A 21,446-nucleotide genomic window follows, 5' to 3' on the forward strand; every position below is an offset into this window, starting at 1 on the left:
GTTACTGGTAAAAATGCTACTAGCTGCGTCACTTGATTGGGCAAAATGCCGGTATTTTACTCACTTGTGCTGCTTGCGTCGCAGGATCAGGTACAGTAAATCCGCTGCTAGGCTGCCCCATCCATATGTACACGGTCATCATACTGAAGATCATAATGGTGAAGTGCAGCACCACGAAGAAGCTGCGTAGTTTGGGAGCGCGTCTGGAGAGCAGAAATGTCGTATAGCCGTCCCGGCCAACAATAAGGAAGATGAGCAGTATCGTATGCATAATCATATGGCCGATGATTTCGGTAAATCCGAATACAGTGGTTGTGACGAGGAATAATCCGGTTAATAGCAGAGCTGTGAATCGATTCATAATACCGACGATAAATGCCCACGCAAGGCCAAGCTCAATAAAGGCGCTAATCAGTACGAAGTCTTCAACGGTAAAGCCTAGTGACGGAATTCCGTATTCGTGCATCAGGGAGCACGCCAGCTTGGCGAGGGTCAGCTTCTCCATCGCAAGCCAAGCAAGAGACAAGCCGGTCCATATATAGAGGACAGGGATGCCAGAACGGCTCCATCTCGTGTTCGAGACAAGCAAATAATAAATGATGCCGAGGTAGAACATATAGTCGAGCATGTGGAACATTCCATAATTAGCGAGTGCCTTCACATATAAGACGCCTAACGCTATACCGCTTATAAACAAGGTCTTGCGATGAAGCAGACCAAGCAAGCTAGTAATAAGAAGTGCATAGACCCACCATGTCTCGATTCGCAATGTGGGGGCCAGGTAGGAACCGGTGCTTATCTGCATCAGTAATGCAATGCCAACACCTACTCGCATAATCAGTAGGTGAAAGCGTTTTAACTTATTGAGAAACGAATGTACCTTCACAACGATAGGGATGCGCTCCAAAGCTGCGTTATACCTCGAAACAAGCAACAATACAACAATCGTGAAGCTAAACCAGAACAGAAAGGTAGGGGTGAGCACCTTGCTCATTGCTTGAGGTGTCCACTCGTGATCGGCTGCGAACCATTTAACATGCAAATATAGCCCACTCCCAGGCTGTATTCCAACATTCATCAATACTCCTCCTTCATTATCAGAACATTCCGTCTTCTAATCATGCGTAGAGCCAAGCTGGTTAGCTAAGATCCCTCCTTTTAGACACAGGTTGTAAGCCATCTATGTATTAACGGCGGTATCTCATACGTCCATATTCCGTGCATCAGGCAGTCGAGAGCACCTATCCGATTCTTTTATCCGATCTTCACAATAAGGAATTTGAATGCCGTGTGGATGAAACAAACAAGGGAAGAAGAAAGACTGAAGGTAGAGGTTAACTTGCAGGTACTGATGATAACCACTATTGTAGCGGATTTCTTCCCTGATTTCCATATTGTAGTATAAGTCTTAAGCCCTGTAATTTTATGAAGATTTCACGCTTATCGGATGTAGATCCCATCTTCTGACATGAACCCGAGTAGATGGGGGCGCATAGAGTACTGTAGGTTACACCTAATTAATCAGGAGTACGATCCGCTTCATGTATTCCGATTCCCACAAAGCTTTCGGTAATCAGAGGATCTTAGGAGGAGAGTAAGGATGATCGAGATTGCAGGTGTTAGCACAGGGCAGCTCAATACATTGGGATTATCGGAGTTGGAGAGGAATGTAATTGCGGCTAAGCAGAGGAGTCCTGTCGTTTATCGATATAATTCCCCTGATGACTTGAAATTAGAATTGAGAATGCGCTCCAATATCGTGAATGCTGCGAAGACACTGCACGATAGTGGGGTGGACTTTGCTGGATTCGACGATTCCAGATGCAACGAGAGGTATTGGATACGTACGGACAGAGGGGGATTTCAATTAAGAAGAGGTGTCTCGCCTTCTGCTGCCATAAACGATATTTTTCATAATGGGGGACAGTATGCATTTGAATGTGCGACAGCTATTATTATTGTTCTGTACAAGGCAATTATAGATACGCTGGGTGAAGCCGTTTTTGACCGTTACTTTCAGGATTTGCTTCTATGGGATTGGAATTATGACCGAAATCTTCGATTGGTGTCGAACTCGAACCTCGCTGAGACATTTTTAGGGGATATTCTTTATTTTAGAAATCCAGACTTCAATCCACGTACGCCGGAGTGGCAAGGAGAAAATGTCGTGAAGCTAGGCAACGATCTCTATTACGGGCATGGAATTGGTATTACCTCTTCACAGGGTATGATCACAGCCTTGAATGGAGCGAGGAAGCCTGGAAGCAAGACCTCGGCTTATTTATCCAATGAGGTCATTCATCCGGATTTCGATGCCCTACAGCAACTTCAATATGGTCGCGACAATCGAATTGTGGCTATCTCCGAGCATCGTGGATGGGGTGTTCATGCTAGAATTGGTGCGAAGACATACAGAGATCCTAGCAGGGAGACTTAGTTTCGAAGGAAGGCGGCGGTATTGAAGTCTTGAAGTTCCGCTAAAATGAAGTGCTCTACTGCCGTCATTCGCCGTTAGGTTCGTTGTGTAATTTAGATTGTTGCTATAGAATGGTAGAGATTATGGACGAATATGGATGGATGACCATGGTGTGTGATGAATGATGCAAGCCATGAGCGAAGCTGGATAGAAAAATGGGGGACATCAATTTCATGAAAACAAAAGTAAGTATTCTGTTCAGCATCATGATGATGCTAGGAATGGCTGTTTCCGTTCAGGCTGCAGACAAATCCGTAATGGCACGGCCGACTCAGGCCAATGTGAGCATTAATGGACAACCGATGAATCAGATGGATGCCTACAATATTGGGGGCAGCAACTACTTCAAGTTGAGAGATGTTGCAATGGCATTGAAGGGGACGAAGAGCAGCTTCGATGTAGCCGTTGATACCACGAGTAATGCGATTCGTGTGCATACAGGACAAGCCTATACCCCAATCGGAGGGGAGCTAGAGCCTGCCAAGAAGTCTGCACAGTCAGGCAAGGCAGCTGAACGACAGGCGATACCGACTTCCTCCAAAGTATATGTAGATGGCACAGAAATTCAATTGACGTCTTATAATATCGGGGGCAGCAATTATTTTCAACTGCGGGAATTAGGAGAGCAGCTGCATGTTCCCGTTCTGTGGCGGGCGTTAAGCAGTTCAATTCATATCATTGCCCAACCAGAGATGGCGATCCGCTCTATTGAAGGGGTTACCCAACTGCGTACAACCAATGATTATCATTATGGAAATTGGTTCGAGCCAGCTGCCCGCTATTTGTTCCTAAAGGATGGACAGCTAAATTTGCTGCAATGGGACTCGGACAAGCAGAAGATACATATTCAGCAATTCAATAAGGACTATACCGCAGCGGGAAGTAAGACGCTGAACATGGAGCTGCCCAAATTCGGAGGCTTCCATCAAGGTGAGGACGGCAATTATTATCTCGTATTCGGACAAGACAACATGGAGGAATCCAGCACAAAGGCAGTATATCGCGTAGTGAAATATAATGCTTCGTGGGACAAGCTTGGTCAGGTAGATGTATCAGATGTGTACGTATCAGAACCGTTCAGATCTGGGAATGTTACGATGGACAGTGCCAATGGCAAACTCGTAGTTCAATCGACTCGTCTTCGCTATAAGACCGCTAAGGATGGTTTGCGGCATCAGTCGAATATGACCTTTACCATTGATATGGCTGCGATGAAGGTGCTTAGTAAGAGTGGTCAGTTCCCGTCTAACCATGTGAGCCATTCCTTTGCCACATATGTTCGCATGGATGGAGATCGAATCGTATACGCTGACCATGGCGATGCGTATCCGCGCTCTATTGTACTGCAGGTGGAGCAGGGTGGTAAGATTACGAAAAAAATTGACCTCATTAATATACCGGGCAAGATCGGTGATAATTACACAGGCGCCAACTTGGGCGGACTAGAAGTATCTGCATCCAGCTATCTTGCCATTGGCGCCAACAGTACCGCCGGTTCACAAGATGGGAAAGGCAAAAATGTATTCCTTAGTGTCGTGCCGAAGAATGCGCAAGATCAATCAATCATCAAGCCGATATGGCTGACACAGCATACGTCTGAGGACGGCGTGTTCATCAGGGATACATATATTAGCAAGATCAATGATAATAAGTTTGTCTTGTTATGGACGGAGTCGAGCCGACTCGGGGAAGGAATGAAGTATGCGGTCGTGGATGGCCAGGGAACGATGCTTAAGCAGCCGACATATCTCGGAGGCGTTCCATCCCCTGGGAACATGATGCCGCTTGTACAGGATCAGTCGATTACGTGGTACTATGCCAACCCGATGGCGGGTCAGATCACGAGCAAGCCTTCGGCAATCGAATGGTATACGCTGCGTGTCGAATAGCAGATGAGTGATAGGCGATCGTGTATAGATAGAGAATGAATAGATAGAGTAACATGAGGTAGAAGAATAATAGATACTGGCAGAACGATGACAGGTAGGTTAACTTGTATGAGGCGAGGGGCGAGGAGCTCCTCGCCTTTTTTAGTGAATATAAAAATGGGCAAAGATGCCAAAATGCAGGAAAAAGAAGATTGCTGTAGAAAACCTCATAATATGATGAACAAGAAAAAAATCATTGTGAGCACGTTATTGTTCGTGCTCCTTCTTGCTGGCATCCACGTAACGTGGCTTATGACCTTGGAGGCATCTCAGCATGTGAAGGTGGCTAATGGGGTTGCTGATCTGCGCGGAATGGAGCTGGACAACAAGCATACCGTATATTTGGATGGTCAGTGGGAGTTCTATCCAGATGCATTGATATCGAATGAGGATGAGCTGCGTCAGTTCCAAGGTCAATCCAGCTATGTTCAGGTTCCTGGAGATTGGAGAGAGGGCTGGCGGCAGCATAAAAGGAATTCATATGGCTATGGGACGTACCGGCTTCGTGTATTGGTCGATCAGCCGATAAATCAGCCTTACCATTTTTGGATAAGAGAAATTCAAGCGGCCAACGTCTTTCTAATCAATGGACAAATCAATGCGAAATCGGGGGTAGTGTCCACCGATGCGGAGTCATATCGTCCCGTTCAGTCATCCTTTACCACTTCCTACGAGGTCGAGGCAGAGGATCAAGGCGTCATCGAGGTTCTGCTACAAGTCTCCAACTTCGACAACCCCTATAAAGGAGGCATCGCTCGCTCTATAAGATTCGGAACGCAGGCGGCGGTTGAATTTCAACGCTGGTATTCCATCGGTTTTCAATTAGTTACCTTTATCATTTTGATGCTGCATGGCCTATATGCTGTCATTTTGTATTGCTTTAATCCGCGAGAGAAGACTTTTATTATTTTCGGGTTATTAATGACAATGACAGGCACATTAGTCATAGCAGACAATGATTCGATCCTGCTGTTATGGCTTCCAATCAATTATACCTGGGCGCTTCGAATCAAGATTCTTGCTTATTTGTGGCATGCCTGCTTCATGATGATTATGGGAAGGAACTTTTCTGGATTTACACGGCGTGGGAAGCTATTCTACGGGTATACGGGCTTCTTAGTCTTGTTTACAGTATTTGTACTTGTTGCCCCTGCACCGTTTGTTTTCTTCACGACGACCTATAGGATTTTCAGCGTGCTCTATCTCTTCCCGATTATTTGGTTATCATCCCTGATTATGCAGATGGTTTATCAAAACCGTAGGGAAGCCTATATTTTGCTGCTTGCGGCTGTCAGTGTTATGTCAGGGATCACCTGGAGTGTTTTTATTTATAACGGAACGAAAAATATGATTTACTATCCGATCAACATCATCGCCTCGATCGTCGGATTTTCAGCGTATTGGTTCAAAATGTATTTCCGCAATGCTGAAGAGAATGCAAAATTGAACGATCAGCTGCGGGAGGCTGACGAGAAGAAGGATCTATTCTTGGCAAATACGTCGCATGAATTGCGCACGCCGCTGCACGGTGTCATCAATATTGCGCAGTCTGTTGTCACACGCGAGAAGGAACTGATGGATGAGAAGAGCAGGGCAGATATGGAACTGCTTATTACGATCAGTCGCCGCATGTCGCATACAATTAATGATTTACTTGACTTGGCACAGCTCCGGGAAGGAAAAGTCATTTTATATTGCACTCCGCTTCATGTGCAATCGGTGGCGTCTGGCGTGCTGGACATGCTGCGCTTCATGATGGAGGGCAAGCCAATCCAGCTGGTTATGGCGATACCCGAGACATTTCCGCCTGTTATAGCGGACGAGAAGCGATTAGTTCAAGTTTTGTCCAATCTTGTTCATAATGCAATCAAGTTCACGGATGAGGGTTCAATAATGATTTCCGCAGAGGTTCGAGAAGGACGGGCCTGTATCTCTGTTGCTGACACAGGCATTGGCATGAATAAGGAACTGCAGGAGCGGGCATTCCATGCTTACGAACAAGGAACTGCGGATACGGATACAAGTGCCGGGGGAATCGGACTTGGACTTCGCATTTGTGAACAAATGGTGCAGCTGCATGGCGGAAGACTGGAAGTGGAATCGGAACTTGGAAAGGGATCTGTATTTTCCTTCACCCTGCACCTGGCCGAACCGGATACAATTCTGCTTGTGCAGGAGGAGAACCCGATAGAGGCGCTTGTGTCTGCTAAGGCTGCAAGAGATGTGAGCATGATCTCTGACGAGCTTCATGTGGTGCAGCAGCAGACGGCCTCTGCTCTGTATAAGCCAATGATATTGATTGTTGATGATGATCGCGTGAATTTAAAAATACTTGGGGACATCTTGTCCACCGATCGATATGAGGTTGTGAGAGCAACGAGCGGCAAAGAGGCCTTAAGCAAGCTGGATACAGCCAAGTGGGACTTGATCATTACGGATGTCATGATGCCCCATATGTCCGGTTACGAGTTAACTCGTCTCATTCGCGAACGCTTTACGATTCTGGAATTGCCTATTCTGCTCCTAACTGCGCGAAGCAACGCGGAGGATGTGCACTCGGGATTTTTGGCGGGTGCAAATGATTATGTAACGAAGCCTGTTGATGCTATGGAACTGCGCTCCCGCGTACAGGCGCTGACGGAGTTGAAGCAGGCAGTGAATGAACGCTTGCGTATGGAGGCTGCTTACTTGCAGGCGCAGATTCAGCCTCACTTCTTATTTAATACATTGAACACAATTACGGCGCTCAGTGATTTCGACACGAACAAGATGAATGACCTTATTGAGGCATTCAGCTCTTACTTGAGAATCAGCTTCGACTTCTTGAACTCGTCGAAGCTGGTACCGATTGAACATGAGCTTGATCTCGTTCGTTCCTACTTATTTATCGAGTATGCTCGCTTCGAGGACAGACTGAATGTCATTTGGGAGCTGGAGCAGCACATTCGGGTGATGATTCCGCCACTGACAATCCAGCCGCTTGTGGAGAATGCCATTCGGCACGGGGTGCTAAGCCGTGCTCGTGGGGGAACAGTGTGGATCAGGATTACGCAGGATGAACGGTATGTTCATGTGGAGATTCGCGACGACGGTGTAGGTATGGATGCTCATCGAGTTGATACTCTGCTTGAATTCCATGGGATTGAGAAGCGGGGAATTGGGCTGCTCAATACAGACCGACGATTGAAGCAGCTATATGGAGCGGGTCTCGTTATTCGCAGTAAGGTGAATGAGGGGACGAGTGTGTCCTTTGCTATGACGAAATTATGATATTGATAGATGTACTCTAAAATGAGTTCTAGGGTTGCCCTAGGTCACCTTACTGACCTTTAGGCAGCCCTCCCTTATGAATATACAGGTGATTGCTGCAGAAATTGAAGAACAAGGGAATTGAACTGTTGTGACTCCTCGATGAAGGGCAGATGTCCGTAGATTACCATTTTTCCATAAAAAGCGGTAGACGTTCACATGCTTATGAACGAAATAAGGCGGGGGATTACCCCTCGCCTTAAGATGTATTGTTTACTATCTTAGCTTGCGACTTGTACGGACAATTACAAGTTCTTGCTTGCATAAATACGAATCGATATCATCATCGACACGATGCCAATGGCAAGCGCAATGATACCTGGAATCCACTGCTGAATCTCGTGTGGAAGTGGAAGCGAGATCGAAATGGAAACAGGCCGAGACTGGTACCACTTCATGATCACTGGAGTGATGAAGGGGGTCACGAATATGATCATCATAGATATGAACTTCGTTTTTTCATAACCATATTTATACTGCAACGGAATCAACACGCCCAAGTACAGGCTGACGAGCAGCAAGGCCGTCCCTACGCCCAAGACACTCAAGCGGCTTAATAGTTGTGGAACGACAAGGGATGTGATTGTATAAAGGCCGAGACTCACAATAAAGATGGTGAGAACGAGCAGATACTTAGCCTTGACTAGCGCATTTCGTGTATAGGGAGTGGCACACAGCAGCGAGGCCCCCTTATACTTTTCCTCCGACACAGACACGGTATTGAATAGAATAAACTCCATAAAGAGTACGGTAATAAGAAAGCTGATGTTTCCATTTCCGCTCAGCGGCATCCGATAAGATATAAATAGAGGTCCACCGATGGCGAATAGCAGCATGACCAGCAAATACTTTTTCGTAAGGATGAGATCTTTTTTGACCAGATTAATGAGCATGTCGATTACCTCCTATATAAGCCAGCATAATGGACTCGATGGACGGCTTCTCCATATGCACGTTGCCCATCAACTGCCGCACTTCGGGAATGCTGCGCGTAATGCCTTCGAATCCGTATGCGGTAACCTGTAGAGATAAGAAGAGGGATTCTGTGCGCTCATTCAGCAGCTTCTTGTCTCCCTTCACAAGGGCATGTGAATCCAGCAATGCATCCTTGTCTTCGTGAAATAAGATGTCCCCATGATCGATCATCAACAGGGTATCTGCGATCTTCTCTAAATCAGACGTAATATGTGTGGAGAAAAAGACACTCTTTCCTTCCTCGTTCATGAACTCCAATAGAAGCTCCATCAGTTCACACCGGATGAGGGGATCAAGACCACTCGTGGGCTCATCCATAATGAGTAAATCGGCATGATGGGACATGGCGAGTGCAATGGCATATTTCATGCGCATGCCCTTGGATAAGGTCGATATCTTCTGATTCAGCTGCAGGTTGAAGCGCTGGATATAGTGCTGGAAGATGGCTTCATCCCAGTTCGTATAGGCGGGGGCGATGATGCTCTTCATTTCCGACAGCGTCATATCATCATAGAAATAGCCTTCATCAAATACGATGCCGATGCGGTTTTTCAAATCGCGCTCATGCTTGTCCATTTCCTTCCCCAGAAACGAAACGCTGCCCGCGTTCTTCTGAATGAGTCCTAGAATGGCTTTAATGGTCGTCGTCTTCCCTGAACCGTTCGTTCCAATAAATCCAGTAATACAGCCTTCTTGTAGGGCGAAGCTAATATTGTTCAGACGAAAGTGTTCAAATTGGACGTTAACATTCGTTACTTCCAATAGATTGCTCATTGCTCATCCTCCTCTACAAATAGTAGTTCCATCATTTCACGTAGTTCTTCCTTCGGAATATCTAGTGTCCGGGCTAGCTGCCATGCCTCCGCGAGCTTCGATTCCACGAGATGACGCTTGGACTCTGCCAGCAGCTCTTGGCTCTCTGGCGCCACATACGAGCCCTTCCCAGCCCTCGTCATGATAAATCCTTCTTCCTCCAACTCAGCGTATACGCGCTTGGTCGTTAGTACGCTGACATGCAGATCGTTCGCAAGTGAGCGAATGGAGGGGAGCAGTTCGCCTTCCTTCAGATCGCCACGCAGAATCGCGTCCTTGATCTGATCCTTGATCTGTCGATATAAGGGAACGTCGGACACGTTCTTAATAATAATGTTCATAAAATACCCTCTTTGTTCGAAACTGTGCATACTGTATATTAGATAGATACACAGTATGCACAGTTACTACTTTACTCGATCATGCCCGAAATATCAATCCTCTTTTGGGTGGAAGGGGATAGAAAAACCGACCCCATAAGTTGGGGTCGGTCTGGAATAGCTGCTATTAAGATTTCATCCATCTCTTGCGAATGGCGAACAATACGGATCCGAGCATGACAAGTGCCAGTCCAGCAAGCTGCATAGGCAGCGGGCTGTCTTCGCCTGTTTTCGGCAGCACTTTGTCGGATTTATCTTGCTTCCGGTTTTGTTCACGGTTGGTGATGTTATCGCTTGTGCTCTTATCTTTTACTTTATCCGATGTTCCGTTATTTTCGGACTTCTCGTTCGACCCATTGTCAGTGGCGGTGTCATCCTTGCCATCGCCGGAGTCTTTGCCATCCGTTTTATCGGACTCTTTACCAGAGTCACCAGTCTCGTTGCCTGAATCCGTTTCTTTATTTGGCTTGTCGCCTGTTTCATTGCCCGTTTCTTTCTCAGGCTCTTTATTAGATCCTTCTTCTGTGATGTGGCCAGGAATGCTGCCATCATCTTCAGGTTTTTCTGGCTTGTTTGGTTCTTCCGGATTGATAGGTTTGCTCGGTTCCTTATTGCCGTTTTCGGTCGGTTCCTTCGAATTGTCACCAGGATGTGATGGATCGACCGGATTAACCGGATCAACTGGATTGATTGGGTCAACCGGATCGACTGGATCAACAGGATCAATAGGATCAACTGGATCAACCGGGGCAATTGGCTCGATTGGTTTCAGCGTATTCTCGACAGTAACAAGTGTTTCTTTCTCATTCGTAATCGTGAACATCGTCAGCTTTTTATCAATGAGATAGCCATCAGGAGCTTTAGTCTCTTCGACAAAGTAAGTGCCCGCCTTCAGATTCGGAATCAGAATAAGTCCATCCTTATCCGTAGTCTGAATTGGGTACGGCTTACCGTTCTTATCCAAAAGAGGCTGCTGGTTCTCGTCAAGGAGACGGAACTGAGCGCCTTCAAGCCCTTTACCTTTCTTGCCCGTTCCAATCTTCAAGAGCTTCAAGGATCCCGGAAGAGGTTCAAGAGTATTCTCGACAGTAACGAGCGTTTCTTTCTCACTCGTAATTGTGAACTCAGTTAGCTTGTTGTCGATGAGATAGCCATCAGGAGCTTTAGTCTCTTCGACAAAGTAAGTGCCCACCTTCAGATTCGGAATCAGAATAAGTCCATCCTTATCCGTAGTCTGAATTGGATACGGCTTACCGTTCTTATCCAAGAGAGGCTGCTGGTTCTCGTCAAGGAGACGGAACTGAGCGCCTTCAAGACTTTTATCTTTCTTGCCCGTTTCAATCTTCAAGAGCTTCAAGGAGCCCGGAAGAGGTTCACGAGTATTCTCGACAGTAACGAGCGTTTCTTTCTCACTCGTAATCGTGAACTCGGTCAGCTTTTTATCAATGAGATAGCCATTTGGAGCTTTAGTCTCTTCAACAAAGTAAGTGCCCGGCTTCAGATCAGGAATGATAATGAGACCATCTTGATCAGTTGTTTGAATCGGGAATGGCTTGCCGTCCTTATTAAGGAGAGGCTGTTGGTTCTCATCAAGGATACGGAACTGCGCACCTTTCAACCCTTTGGTCGCTTTACCTGTTTCAATCTTCAAGAGCTTCAAGGAGCCCGGAAGCTTTTCATTTACAAATGTAAGTTCAATCTTGCTCTCATCTGTAATATCAAATTTCAATGGAGTCGTAATGAGCTTGTACCCCTTAGGTGCAGCCTTCTCGACAAATTGATAGCTTCCGATATCCAAGTTGCCCGTGCTCACCTTACCGTCTGTTCCGGTAATCAGCTTGCTGCGCACGACTTTACCTGTCTTAGCATCTTGAATCTCGAACTCAGCCCCAGCAAGAGGTGAAGCAGGCTTGCCGTCATCTACCTTTGTCAGTTCAACAGAGCCTTTGATTCGGTTATTTGTTACAGTACCTGTTTTTTGTACGGTTTGATTTTCATCGATTGTAAATGGAATTTCTTTAGCTTCCTGCTTATACCCGGCGGGAGCCTGAACCTCGACCAGTTTATATTGACCTGGAGGAAGATCCGTCAGTTTCACCTTACCGTTCTTTTTCGTAGGAAGGCTCGTATATCCATTGACATCTGCATATCCGACCCCATCAAACCGCTGAAGCTTGAACACAGCGTCTTCAAGAAGCTTAGATCTATTTTCAGCATCAACTTTCGTGAGCTCAAAATCTCTTACGATTTTGGTGTTCTTAATGGTAACGACCTGGCCATCCTTGCTCAGGGTGATAACCTGCTCCGGCTTTTGCGGCAGCAAGTAGCCTGGAGGAGGGGCCAGCTCTTTAATTTTGTATTGTCTAAATCGCAAATCAGTAAAGGTTGCGATTCCGTCTTGATCCGTTACAGCTTCTTGCAGCAGGATCGTTCCCGATTTATCGTACAGCCCGAATTTCGCGCCTTCCAGCAGCGCTGCTGTAGCAGCATCAACCTTTTTGATTTTCAAATCTCCTCGGATGGAGGTGCTTGCCCCGCCCCCTGCTCCAGCGAATTCAACTTTGATGCTTGATGATTCATTGCCGTTTACTGTTCCGGAGGACTGACCTTCAAAAGATACCTTGTTGCTTAAACTCTCGCCATTATCGGCATCAATAAAGGATTGATACTCTAAAACGTAAGCTTTATCCAGTTCTGTCTTAAAGGTAAGCGTAAGCTTGTTTCCATCGACTTTCAATTCCGCAACTTGCTCTAAATCCATTGGCGTGGAAGCCTTAGTCAAGGTTCCGTTCTGTGACACGGTCGTTTCGTACAGCTTAATCGACTCTGGCACAAGCTTTTGGCTGGCAGACAACGTATCTGTCAGAACCGAACCGGCCTTGATGTGCGATTGGCTGCGGTTAATGTTGACGGTCCAGAACGCGATGTCCGATTGTTCCCCTTTACCTTGGACACCTGTCTTGGATACATACTCATCTCCGTATTGCGGTGACACGGAAGCCGAGCCGTCGAATACTTTGTTGGATGTCGATTTATCCTCCAATGTTGCTCCATTGCTGTAGGATTTGACGACAGACTGATTGTTAAGGCTTGTCTTGTAGGTAATTCGGTAAGCCTTGTCAATTGGGTTGTTGAACGTTAATTCGAAGCCCGATTTATTATTTTCCGTTTTCTTTTCGAATGTATAATCGTTTGTAATGCTGCCTTCTTGAACACCATTTGCGCCACCCGACAAAATCAATTCGTGTACTGTCAAAGATCCGTCAACGAATGTCTGCTCGCCGGTATAAAAGTCGCGAAGTACGGCTTTATCGATGTGGTGAAGGTTATAGTTGATATCGATCGTCCACGTAATTTCCTTCGTGCGGGCATCGTAAGAACCACTTTTATTCCCGTTGTTCTTCGTATAGCCATCTGGTGTAACGGTATCTTCTTTCGTGATAGGCTTCTGAGATACGCCTTTTTCTTCCCAATTCAGAGTCGCACTATTTGTGTAGCTGGCGTTATTTAGAACTGGATCGAATTTTGTCTGATACCGAATAACTAGACTGGAAGTAATGTTCGTTGTAAATGTAATCTTGAATCCGCTATGATAGCGGGAATTTGTAGGATCTACTACATAATTGATCGTATAATCCTTATCTTTGGTAAATCCAGCAGCCGCCAAGTTATCCTCAAGGCTTTTCTGATCAATGGTCAAACCTCTCGTCTTGAATATATCTTCTACGACGACATTTTCCATCACCTTGTTGTCTTGATTCAGGGTGAGGTACCAACCAATCGTTTTGTTGGCATAGTTAACATCGTCATGGCCCTTGAAGAAGATGACAGGGTAAATGTCTCTCGATGCCTCTTTAGAGGTGTTGTCATGCATCGTGACTTTATTGTTGATTTTTCCATTTTCATAAACCCGGTCAATGGATTTGGTCGAATACTCGATGGAATAAGCTTTCGTTACTTTATTTTTGAATTGCAGCTTAAATCCGTCGGTTGTTTTTACGACCGTATATTCATCTTTGCCCAGTTGTCTGACAACGGTTGCTTTTCCGTTATCGTCAATAGACATTTCGTTCACTACGAATGAATCCACATTGAGTTCCTGAACCTTCGTGTCAAAAACATCCGCAATCCAAGCCTTCGCTTGGTCGATTTCACGCTCGTTGTAATTGTATTCAATCTTCCAATTGATCGTTTGCGTGTAAGGATCGTAGCCGGTCGATTGTTTCTCTAGCGGCTTGCTGAATCGTACATTCACACTCGAAGAGATCGTTAGAGGGTTATGATTATCTCCTGTGACCTGAACAGCATTGGTATAGCGTTTGTCTTCTGTCTTGGTAATTTTCGTTTTGTATTTCACTCGATAGGCATTTTGAATATTGCCCAGCTCGATTTTGAAGCCATTGGCCTCGCGTACGGGGAGGTAAGCTACTTGCTCAGCTTCTTTAACCGTTCCGTTCAATTGAACGTCAAGCTTATGTACTGAAATCGAACTCATATCGATTTCCAAGCCGTCTGGCAGCATGTCGGTGAAGATAGCGTTATTGATAATGTCTTCACTTGTATTGAAGTCTACAACCCATTCGATTTCCGTAGGATTGATCGTTCGATTGGCCGTGCCACGCTTCGTAATCTCTTTGCTGTTAGGATTTTTGTTGAAATGAATTGGGATTTCGAAGCTGGAGTTCCCTTGAATATCAAAAGATATTTCTTGCTGGGTTCCACCTTCAAACTTTTTCTCGTCGAAATATCTCCATACGAAGAAATCGCCGATCAGCTCTTGACCATCCTCAATTTCTTCATTGAACGTGAAGGTTACTTGACCGTCCGGCGTAATATCAAAGGTGCCGTATTCGATTCCACCTTTATTCAAAGGTTGATTCTTAATTGGAGCCGATAACTGGAACTTGTCTGGAAGTCGGAATGTAAAGGTCGAGCCAGCGCCGTAATGGTGACCGGCTGGAAGCTTCCAAGTATAGTCTATATTCACATATTCATTCAGATTTGGACGAATAGATGAAATATTATTCCCCTTCGCATCCGTTATAGACACGGAAGTAAGAATATTGTCTGTAATTGCCCCGTAAGTAACCTTCGTCACGCTGCTGGGATCCTGGCCATTGTTCGGATCCTTGCCATAGGTGAGGTCGGTAACGCTTGTGGCATTACGATCTCCGGTATTGAACAAAGCATTCGGCAACCCATCATACGCTTGAACAAGCGTGGGAGGCAGAACAAGATTCAACATAATAGCGACTACTAAGAGACCGTATAATGTCTTTCTAAGGTTGTTCATTCTTAGAATCTCCTATTTTTTAAATTTTTTTGCAACTGAATCATTGTCTACTAAAGGATTCAGTTTTGTCAAACCAAATGAAAGTTTCAGAAAACATTTCCTGACATGTGAAATTACCCAACGAAATGGTAGGTTAAACAGATTTGCTTGACATTTTTTTGTGCGGAAATGAGAAAGTTGGAGGGGCGTACGAGGATTATATGGCGACTATATTAAAATAAAGAAACACAATTTACACAAAAAATCCCGATAAACTATCGGGATGGGTAAGGAGTATGTCGGTGTATGTGCTGAGCAGCTGCTAGATTGCAGATCCATTAGCTTGCGCAGATTCCATCATCCATTGATGGTACCAGTCGGTAATTTCCTTGCTAGGGGTCGTATCATACTCCTCTTCGAGCTTGCTTGTCAGAAGATTGTACAGCTTACGTACTTCGGCTGAGTGATTCAGAGAGGCATAAATGTTCATTAGCGCGAAGTAACCATGCTCCATATGAGGGAACTTGTCAATAATTTGGCGATAGATCAGAGTAGCCTCCGAGTACATTTCACCCGAAAGGTAGAATTGCGCAATCGCTTCGGCATGGTTCAACCAGACCGTTCGTATTCGCTCCCATTCGTATTCGGCCCAGCCATATCGATGCTCTTCAAGGAAGTCTCCCGTGTATGCATTCAAGATGGCAAGATGTTGTGCTAAGGTATCCGTCTGCAGTAAGGGAGCTTCGCGAACAGAGTTCTCCCATTCTTCCACGTCAAGTCGCAATGCGCCCCAAGCCAGACGATACCCTTCATCTTTATATTTGACTTCAATATCGAGTTCTGCGGTTTTGATCATTTTTCGAATTTGATAAATGGCCGTGTGCAGCTGCGTCGTAGCGCGTTCCGTATCATAATTCGGCCACAGCAGATCCATCAGTACCTGCTTATTCACGGTTTTCTCTCGATAATAGAGCAGATACGCGAATAGCTCTTGAGCTTTCAGCGTCTTCCAAGGGAATCGTTGTGCAGTGCCGTTCGCATCGATATAGTGCAAGCTCTGCAGACAGCATAATGTCAGCTGGGGTGTACGCTCATGGCTGATTGCTGGAACTGCCCCATTCTGCGGATTCGTTGGGTTAAGCCGCTGCAAGGTCAATGCCAGCCGATTGTGGTGGACCGGCTTTAGTAGGTAATCAAGCGCATTCAGCTCGAATGCTTTGACCGCATATTCTTGATAGGCCGTCACAAAAATAATATGTAGCTGTGGATGAATTTGCAGCAGGCGTTCAGCTAATTCGAATCCATTAATCTCCGGCATTTCAATATCTAGAAATGCTACGTGGAGCTGCTCCCGCTGTGCAATTTCAATCGCATCATAGGGATTATAGCAAGCCAATAATCGCTCAATTTTATTTCTTCCGGTCTGTTCCGTCAGCAATTTTTCCATTTTCTTTAGAGCGAGTCGCTCATCATCAACAATTATGGCATGCAGTCCCATTGTTAAGATAGCCCCCATTCTATTTCTATTCCTGAATACGTAGGGAGAATGTATGCTGCATATAAGCTGATTCTACAAGTAGTGAATAGCCGTGTTACGATTTCAAGTGCCTATGTTCCAGAATAGCCCGCATATTAATAGACTTCAAGCTTGGGAGTGATTCAACAAGTGTACAGCTCCGCCAGTCTTCCATCAACAGGTAACCGCGCCGTACCAAGGCGAAGATCGTATTGGTGGTGCAATGCCATTCGGGGAATGCTTTGCTATGATCATCTTCTTCTAAAATAGCAGCTCCCTCATATGTCCAACATCCTCCACTCCAGCGAATGAGCCGTCCTCCATGTCGTCTTGCCTGCTCAAGTGCCTCTTGTTGAATGATGGATAATAGCATGTTCGCATTCCTCCAGCAGTCATAGTCGTACTCGTTAGTTCTATTCAATCATATTTGGCTGAACAAAATCTGAATTCGACTGCTGAAATAGAATGAGACGTCCCAGCTTGTCAGACCAGTAGGAAAAAGACCGACTCCTAGAGACCGGCCTTCCCTTCTTATTTAGCTGCTGGCAGCTGGATAACTGTCATGTCATGCCAAGGGTTAGAAATGCAGCATTAATCAAGATTCACCCATACCGTCTTCACTTCGGTGTAATTGTCTAGCGCATAGGAGCCCATTTCACGTCCGATTCCTGACTGCTTGTAGCCACCGAATGGAGCGGCTGCGTCGAATACGTTGTAGCAGTTGATCCATACGGTTCCTGCTCTAAGCTTGCTTGCAAGATAGTGGGCGCTCTTCAAGTCCTGTGTCCATACGCCAGACGCAAGGCCGTAGTCGGACTGGTTAGCCTGTTCAATCAAGTCATCCAGCGTATCATACGGCAATGCTGCAATAACTGGGCCGAAGATCTCTTCGCGAGCAATGGTCATCTGCGGATCAACCTGTGCAAACACCGTTGGCTCGACGAAGTAGCCTTGATTGTAGGGTACGCTTCCGCCCGTCACCAATTCAGCGCCAGCTGCTCTGCCTGCTTCGATGTAGCGCTGGACGACATCATGCTGCTCGGAGGACACGAGAGGCCCCATCTCCGTGTCTAAGTCCAAGCCAGCTCCAACACGAATGCGCTTCGCCTTGGAAGCGAGGTCAGCAACAACGTTATCATAGAGCTTCTTCTGCACGTACAGCCGTGAGCCTGCTGAGCACACTTGCCCTTGGTTGAAGGTAATGCCGCTGAGCGCTCCAGGGACTGCGCGGGACAGATCAGCATCAGGAAGAATAATGTTCGGCGACTTGCCCCCAAGTTCAAGGGTAACCTTCTTCAGGGAGTGGGCAGCTTCCTGCATGATGGATTTGCCTACTACTGTTGATCCTGTGAAGGCAATCTTATCAACATGTGGATGCTGGACAAGCGGAGCACCAGCTGTCTCGCCGAAGCCTGGAATGACGTTCACGACACCCGGCGGGAAGCCGGCTTCCTGAATAAGCTGTGCGAGATAGAGTGCTGACAGCGGCGTCTGCTCAGCTGGCTTCAGGACAACCGTACAGCCAGTGGCCAGCGCGGCGCCCAGCTTCCAAGCAGCCATCAGCAGTGGGAAGTTCCACGGAATGATTTGTCCTACTACACCTACAGGCTCATGTCTCGTATAGGTGAGGAAATTGCCGGCCGTCGGGATCGTTTGTCCAACATTTTTGGTTGCCCAGCCAGCATAGTATCGGAAATGCTCGATGGTGAGAGGAAGATCGGCAGCAAGTGTTTCACGGAGCGGCTTGCCGTTGTCCAGCGTTTCCAGCTCCGCAAGCTCTCGCTTATTCGATTCAATTAAGTCTGCCAGCTTGTAAATAAGGCGGCTGCGATCAGCCCCGCTCATGCGGGACCATTCACCATGATCGAAGGCATCGCGAGCAGCTTGTACGGCTCTGTCGACGTCTTCTTCCTGCGCTTCGGCAACAACAGCCAGCACTTCACCAGTTGCGGGATTCATAGAGGAGAATACGTTATTCTTCACGGATTCTGTCCATTCTCCATTGATGAACAGCTTTTTCGTACCTTGCAAGAATGCTTCTACCTTAGGACTGATCTGAATCTGTGACAAGATGCAATCACTCCTTCTATTTGGAATTGGTACAGTGGTTAATAACTTGTACATCTCATATGTATTCTTGCGATCAGCGAATCATTCCCATTGAGATATCTTTGATGTAAATAGAGACTGATTTGCAGATGAGGTGCGACAGGCCTGTGAATAAACTGGAACATTAAGGAATTGCAGGAATTCTATTGAGAAATAAGTTAAAATAGATCCGAATGAGAGAATAATAGAGCAATCGCTCTCATAATCTTGTAAGAAATGAGGGAGCTTTCTTGAAAAAGCGATTTCTTATCTGTTCGCTGTTGTCTATGCTATTGACCTCTACGCTGCTACTTCCGCAGCAAGCAGGCATCGCAGAGGCGGCTGGGAACAGTCAATCTATGAAGACGAAGATTATGCTGGATAACTATCCGCTAGATTTTCAGGCAGAGCCCATTATTGTACAGGGGAATACGATGGTTCCATTCCGTGGAATCGCAGAAGCGCTCGGCATCGAAGTGCTGTGGAATGCGAAAGATAAGACGGTAACGGCGAATCAAATGGCTGCAGATGGGAAGAAGGTAGTAGTTCTGCAATTGAACCAGAAGATAGCCAAAGTGAATGGACAGGCCGTGCAGTTGAGTGCAGCGCCGTTTGCCCGTACCGGAACGACCTATATTCCGCTCAGCTTTTTCAGTAAGCAGTTCGGTGCACAAGTATCCTGGAATCAGAAAACGAAAGTCGTCTCCTTGCAGTCACCGCCGAAGAAGATGTACAGTATGGCCTTTTATGCGGTAAAAGCTTTCGGCGAGCGCCAGTATATCCCTCAATTTGATACTGTGGGATTTGGCTGGGCAAGGCTTCAAGAAGATGGAACGATCACAACGAGCGGCAAAGACTTCTATTGGCCCCAAGCTGCAGGAGAAATAACACCTGAGGGGATAGTGGATCAGGCAAAGCAGGAAGGAACTAGTCCGTATCTCATGGTGTTTGCTTCAGATCGGAAGAACGAGCTGACGAAAATGCTAGAGGATTCGGCGCTTCGCGATAAGGCGATTGCGGATATTGTGCAGCTTGCAACGGACAAAAATTTCTCCGGCATCGTGCTTGATTTTGAAGGGTTGGGCTTGTCTGGAGATATTGGGAAGGCAAAGCGGGACTTTAATGAGTTCGTTACACGTTTGGCCCAGAAGACTAAGGCATCTGATCTCAAGCTCTCTCTTGCGCTTCATCCATTGAATGGAGCCTATCAAGGATATGACTATAAGACATTGGCAACAGTGGCGGATGATCTCATTATTATGGCGTATGAATATACGAGAGGGAAAGTGCCGGAGCCATTGGACAAAGTGAATGAGGCCATTACGCTTGCTTTGAAGGAAGTATCGAAAGAGAAGCTGGTATTAGGCATTTCGACATGGAGCGAGAACGAGAAGACGATTAGCAGTGTAATTGGGCTTGCGAAGCGCCATCAGTTGAAAGGGACAGCATTGTGGAGATTAGGACTCATTGGGGAATCCTCTAAAGCACAGATCGATAAAAATGTGATTCCATTAAAATCGTAGCTTGGACAGCACTTTTTTATATCATTGAATAAGTTGTGTACGGTGTATGCAATTCCATAAGTAACCACTCTGTAAGGGCAGCAACCATATGAGTCAGTCCCTTAAGAAGGGCGAAGACGCTCCAAAACCACTGAATTGTGTGGGAATAGGGGCGTCTGCCTTTTTTATGTGCGTTCACACCAATGTGGGAGGCAAAAAAGTTCAATCGAATAGCGAAGCGTCTTACGTTATTGACGAAAGAGTTTGATTGTGACATCATCATTATAGATACCAACGGTCGGTATTAAAATGGAGGAGGAAACAGTATGGCAAGAAACAAATATCCAGAACAGACGCTGGAGCAGATTATGGCGGTATCAGCAAAACTCTTCATGGAAAAGGGTTATGACAAAACGAGTATTCAAGACATTATTAATGAAGTAGGAATGTCCAAGGGAGCGATCTATCATCACTTTATGTCCAAGGAAGAGATTTTGGAGGCGGTTATGAACCAGCGCTCAGATCGTACAGCAGACATGTTCCAGACCTTAATACAGAGTACTCAAGCAGCGAATGCCCGCGAGAAGCTCATTTCCCTATTGGAAGCTCTTGCAGTCGATCACGATGCGCACTCTCTTGATGCTCTCCTATGCTCACAGATCCATAATCCACAGTTTGTCGTGAATGGGATCAAGGATTGCGTTCTGCAGGATGCGACGCAGCTTGCTTCTATTATGAAGCAAGGGATGGAAGATGGATCGATTAGGACGGAATATCCCGATGAATGCGCAGAAGTGTTCTTGCTGCTGTTGAACGTATGGATGAACCCGGTACTGTTTATGCGAGACATCGAGGGAACCGTTCGACGTCTCCGATTTCTGCAGCTAATGATGAAGCAATTAGGCGTGGATGTTGTCAGCGACAGCTTGATTCAGAAAGTGATGGAGCAATACAAGAACATGGGGGCTTTCCTGAATGTAGAGTGAAGGAGGAGATGACAATGCAAATGCATGTAGGATTTATCGTTGGATCTGTCATCGCGAGTGTGGTTCTAATAGCGGGAACCATCGGACTCGTGCTGAGCAAGCGGCGTGGCGATACAAGCACTTGGGCAGGCTGGGCGGTTCTGTTTGGCGTATGTGCTTTAGCAAGTGCAGTCATTAACTTAGGAATTGCAAAGTGAGAAT

At 46.2% G+C, this 21,446-nt stretch carries 15 protein-coding genes; 7 read left to right on the forward strand and 8 right to left on the reverse strand.

The genetic code is table 11. From position 1 onward, the window contains the following. Positions 1–28 precede the first annotated feature (28 nt). Positions 29–1,078, reverse strand: a complete 1,050-nt coding sequence (locus tag BP95_RS0124790; protein ID WP_021252780.1) for a hypothetical protein — start codon at positions 1,076–1,078, stop codon at positions 29–31. 390 nt (positions 1,079–1,468) lie between these two features. On the opposite strand from BP95_RS0124790, the gene BP95_RS34660 reads away from it, so the two are divergent. The 4 genes from BP95_RS34660 to BP95_RS0124805 all read left to right on the forward strand — a co-directional run bounded on the left by BP95_RS34660 (position 1,469) and on the right by BP95_RS0124805 (position 7,674). Beyond that, positions 1,469–1,573, forward strand: coding sequence for a BBE domain-containing protein (locus BP95_RS34660; protein WP_081676786.1), 105 nt, complete (start codon positions 1,469–1,471; stop codon positions 1,571–1,573). A 27-nt stretch (positions 1,574–1,600) separates the two neighbouring features. Further along, positions 1,601–2,437, forward strand: a complete 837-nt coding sequence (locus BP95_RS0124795; protein ID WP_028533482.1) for a protein-glutamine gamma-glutamyltransferase — start codon at positions 1,601–1,603, stop codon at positions 2,435–2,437. Positions 2,438–2,649: 212 nt separating this feature from the next. Continuing rightward, the gene (locus tag BP95_RS33630) at positions 2,650–4,365 is read left to right on the forward strand and encodes a hypothetical protein (protein ID WP_021252778.1); all 1,716 of its coding nucleotides are present in this window, start codon (positions 2,650–2,652) and stop codon (positions 4,363–4,365) included. A gap of 213 nt (positions 4,366–4,578) precedes the next feature. Next, positions 4,579–7,674, forward strand: a complete 3,096-nt coding sequence (locus tag BP95_RS0124805; RefSeq protein WP_028533483.1) for a hybrid sensor histidine kinase/response regulator — start codon at positions 4,579–4,581, stop codon at positions 7,672–7,674. Positions 7,675–7,958: 284 nt separating this feature from the next. Here the strand turns inward: BP95_RS0124805 and BP95_RS0124810 are convergent, their stop codons facing one another. The 7 genes from BP95_RS0124810 to BP95_RS0124840 form a co-directional block, all read right to left on the reverse strand. Next, positions 7,959–8,606, reverse strand: coding sequence for an ABC-2 transporter permease (locus BP95_RS0124810; RefSeq protein ID WP_021252776.1), 648 nt, complete (start codon positions 8,604–8,606; stop codon positions 7,959–7,961). Beyond that, positions 8,596–9,462: an ABC transporter ATP-binding protein gene (locus tag BP95_RS0124815; protein WP_028533484.1), complete on the reverse strand. Its 867-nt coding sequence runs from the start codon at positions 9,460–9,462 to the stop codon at positions 8,596–8,598. Before BP95_RS0124815 ends, BP95_RS0124810 begins: the two co-directional genes overlap by 11 nt. Then, positions 9,459–9,842, reverse strand: coding sequence for a GntR family transcriptional regulator (locus BP95_RS0124820; RefSeq protein ID WP_021252774.1), 384 nt, complete (start codon positions 9,840–9,842; stop codon positions 9,459–9,461). The genes BP95_RS0124815 and BP95_RS0124820 overlap by 4 nt, the downstream gene beginning before the upstream one ends. 166 nt (positions 9,843–10,008) lie before the next feature. Further along, entirely contained in the window at positions 10,009–15,174 is a 5,166-nt protein-coding gene (locus BP95_RS31335) for a SpaA isopeptide-forming pilin-related protein (RefSeq protein ID WP_036667603.1), read from the reverse strand. A gap of 301 nt (positions 15,175–15,475) precedes the next feature. Continuing rightward, on the reverse strand, positions 15,476–16,669 hold the full coding sequence (locus tag BP95_RS0124830) for a response regulator (protein ID WP_231515192.1): 1,194 nt from the start codon (positions 16,667–16,669) through the stop codon (positions 15,476–15,478). A 76-nt stretch (positions 16,670–16,745) separates the two neighbouring features. Beyond that, entirely contained in the window at positions 16,746–17,042 is a 297-nt protein-coding gene (locus tag BP95_RS0124835; protein ID WP_021252770.1) for a hypothetical protein, read from the reverse strand. A 218-nt stretch (positions 17,043–17,260) separates the two neighbouring features. Next, positions 17,261–18,739 carry an aldehyde dehydrogenase family protein gene (locus BP95_RS0124840; protein WP_028533486.1) on the reverse strand — a complete coding sequence of 493 codons (1,479 nt, stop codon included), beginning with the start codon at positions 18,737–18,739 and terminating at the stop codon, positions 17,261–17,263. A gap of 305 nt (positions 18,740–19,044) precedes the next feature. Between BP95_RS0124840 and BP95_RS0124845 the strand changes: the two genes are divergently transcribed. From BP95_RS0124845 to BP95_RS31340, 3 genes are all read left to right on the forward strand, one after another. After that, complete coding sequence (locus tag BP95_RS0124845; RefSeq protein ID WP_036590462.1) at positions 19,045–20,280, forward strand: stalk domain-containing protein; 1,236 nt, start codon at positions 19,045–19,047, stop codon at positions 20,278–20,280. A gap of 305 nt (positions 20,281–20,585) precedes the next feature. Further along, positions 20,586–21,245, forward strand: coding sequence for a TetR/AcrR family transcriptional regulator (locus tag BP95_RS0124850; protein ID WP_021252767.1), 660 nt, complete (start codon positions 20,586–20,588; stop codon positions 21,243–21,245). A 14-nt stretch (positions 21,246–21,259) separates the two neighbouring features. After that, positions 21,260–21,442 carry a hypothetical protein gene (locus tag BP95_RS31340; RefSeq protein WP_021252766.1) on the forward strand — a complete coding sequence of 61 codons (183 nt, stop codon included), beginning with the start codon at positions 21,260–21,262 and terminating at the stop codon, positions 21,440–21,442. Positions 21,443–21,446: the final 4 nt, after the last annotated feature.

This window comes from Paenibacillus sp. UNC217MF (assembly GCF_000686865.1).
Classification (GTDB): domain Bacteria; phylum Bacillota; class Bacilli; order Paenibacillales; family Paenibacillaceae; genus Paenibacillus_B; species Paenibacillus_B suaedae.

What these genes read in the sequence shown, in the direction of transcription:
- BP95_RS0124790 (WP_021252780.1), bottom strand. Translation starts at nt 1,078, where the DNA reads ATGAATGTTGGAATACAGCCTGGGAGTGGGCTATATTTGCATGTTAAA.
- BP95_RS34660 (WP_081676786.1), top strand. Translation starts at nt 1,469, where the DNA reads ATGAACCCGAGTAGATGGGGGCGCATAGAGTACTGTAGGTTACACCTA.
- BP95_RS0124795 (WP_028533482.1), top strand. Translation starts at nt 1,601, where the DNA reads ATGATCGAGATTGCAGGTGTTAGCACAGGGCAGCTCAATACATTGGGA.
- BP95_RS33630 (WP_021252778.1), top strand. Translation starts at nt 2,650, where the DNA reads ATGAAAACAAAAGTAAGTATTCTGTTCAGCATCATGATGATGCTAGGA.
- BP95_RS0124805 (WP_028533483.1), top strand. Translation starts at nt 4,579, where the DNA reads ATGATGAACAAGAAAAAAATCATTGTGAGCACGTTATTGTTCGTGCTC.
- BP95_RS0124810 (WP_021252776.1), bottom strand. Translation starts at nt 8,606, where the DNA reads ATGCTCATTAATCTGGTCAAAAAAGATCTCATCCTTACGAAAAAGTAT.
- BP95_RS0124815 (WP_028533484.1), bottom strand. Translation starts at nt 9,462, where the DNA reads ATGAGCAATCTATTGGAAGTAACGAATGTTAACGTCCAATTTGAACAC.
- BP95_RS0124820 (WP_021252774.1), bottom strand. Translation starts at nt 9,842, where the DNA reads ATGAACATTATTATTAAGAACGTGTCCGACGTTCCCTTATATCGACAG.
- BP95_RS31335 (WP_036667603.1), bottom strand. Translation starts at nt 15,174, where the DNA reads ATGAACAACCTTAGAAAGACATTATACGGTCTCTTAGTAGTCGCTATT.
- BP95_RS0124830 (WP_231515192.1), bottom strand. Translation starts at nt 16,669, where the DNA reads ATGGGGGCTATCTTAACAATGGGACTGCATGCCATAATTGTTGATGAT.
- BP95_RS0124835 (WP_021252770.1), bottom strand. Translation starts at nt 17,042, where the DNA reads ATGCTATTATCCATCATTCAACAAGAGGCACTTGAGCAGGCAAGACGA.
- BP95_RS0124845 (WP_036590462.1), top strand. Translation starts at nt 19,045, where the DNA reads ATGCTATTGACCTCTACGCTGCTACTTCCGCAGCAAGCAGGCATCGCA.
- BP95_RS0124850 (WP_021252767.1), top strand. Translation starts at nt 20,586, where the DNA reads ATGGCAAGAAACAAATATCCAGAACAGACGCTGGAGCAGATTATGGCG.
- BP95_RS31340 (WP_021252766.1), top strand. Translation starts at nt 21,260, where the DNA reads ATGCAAATGCATGTAGGATTTATCGTTGGATCTGTCATCGCGAGTGTG.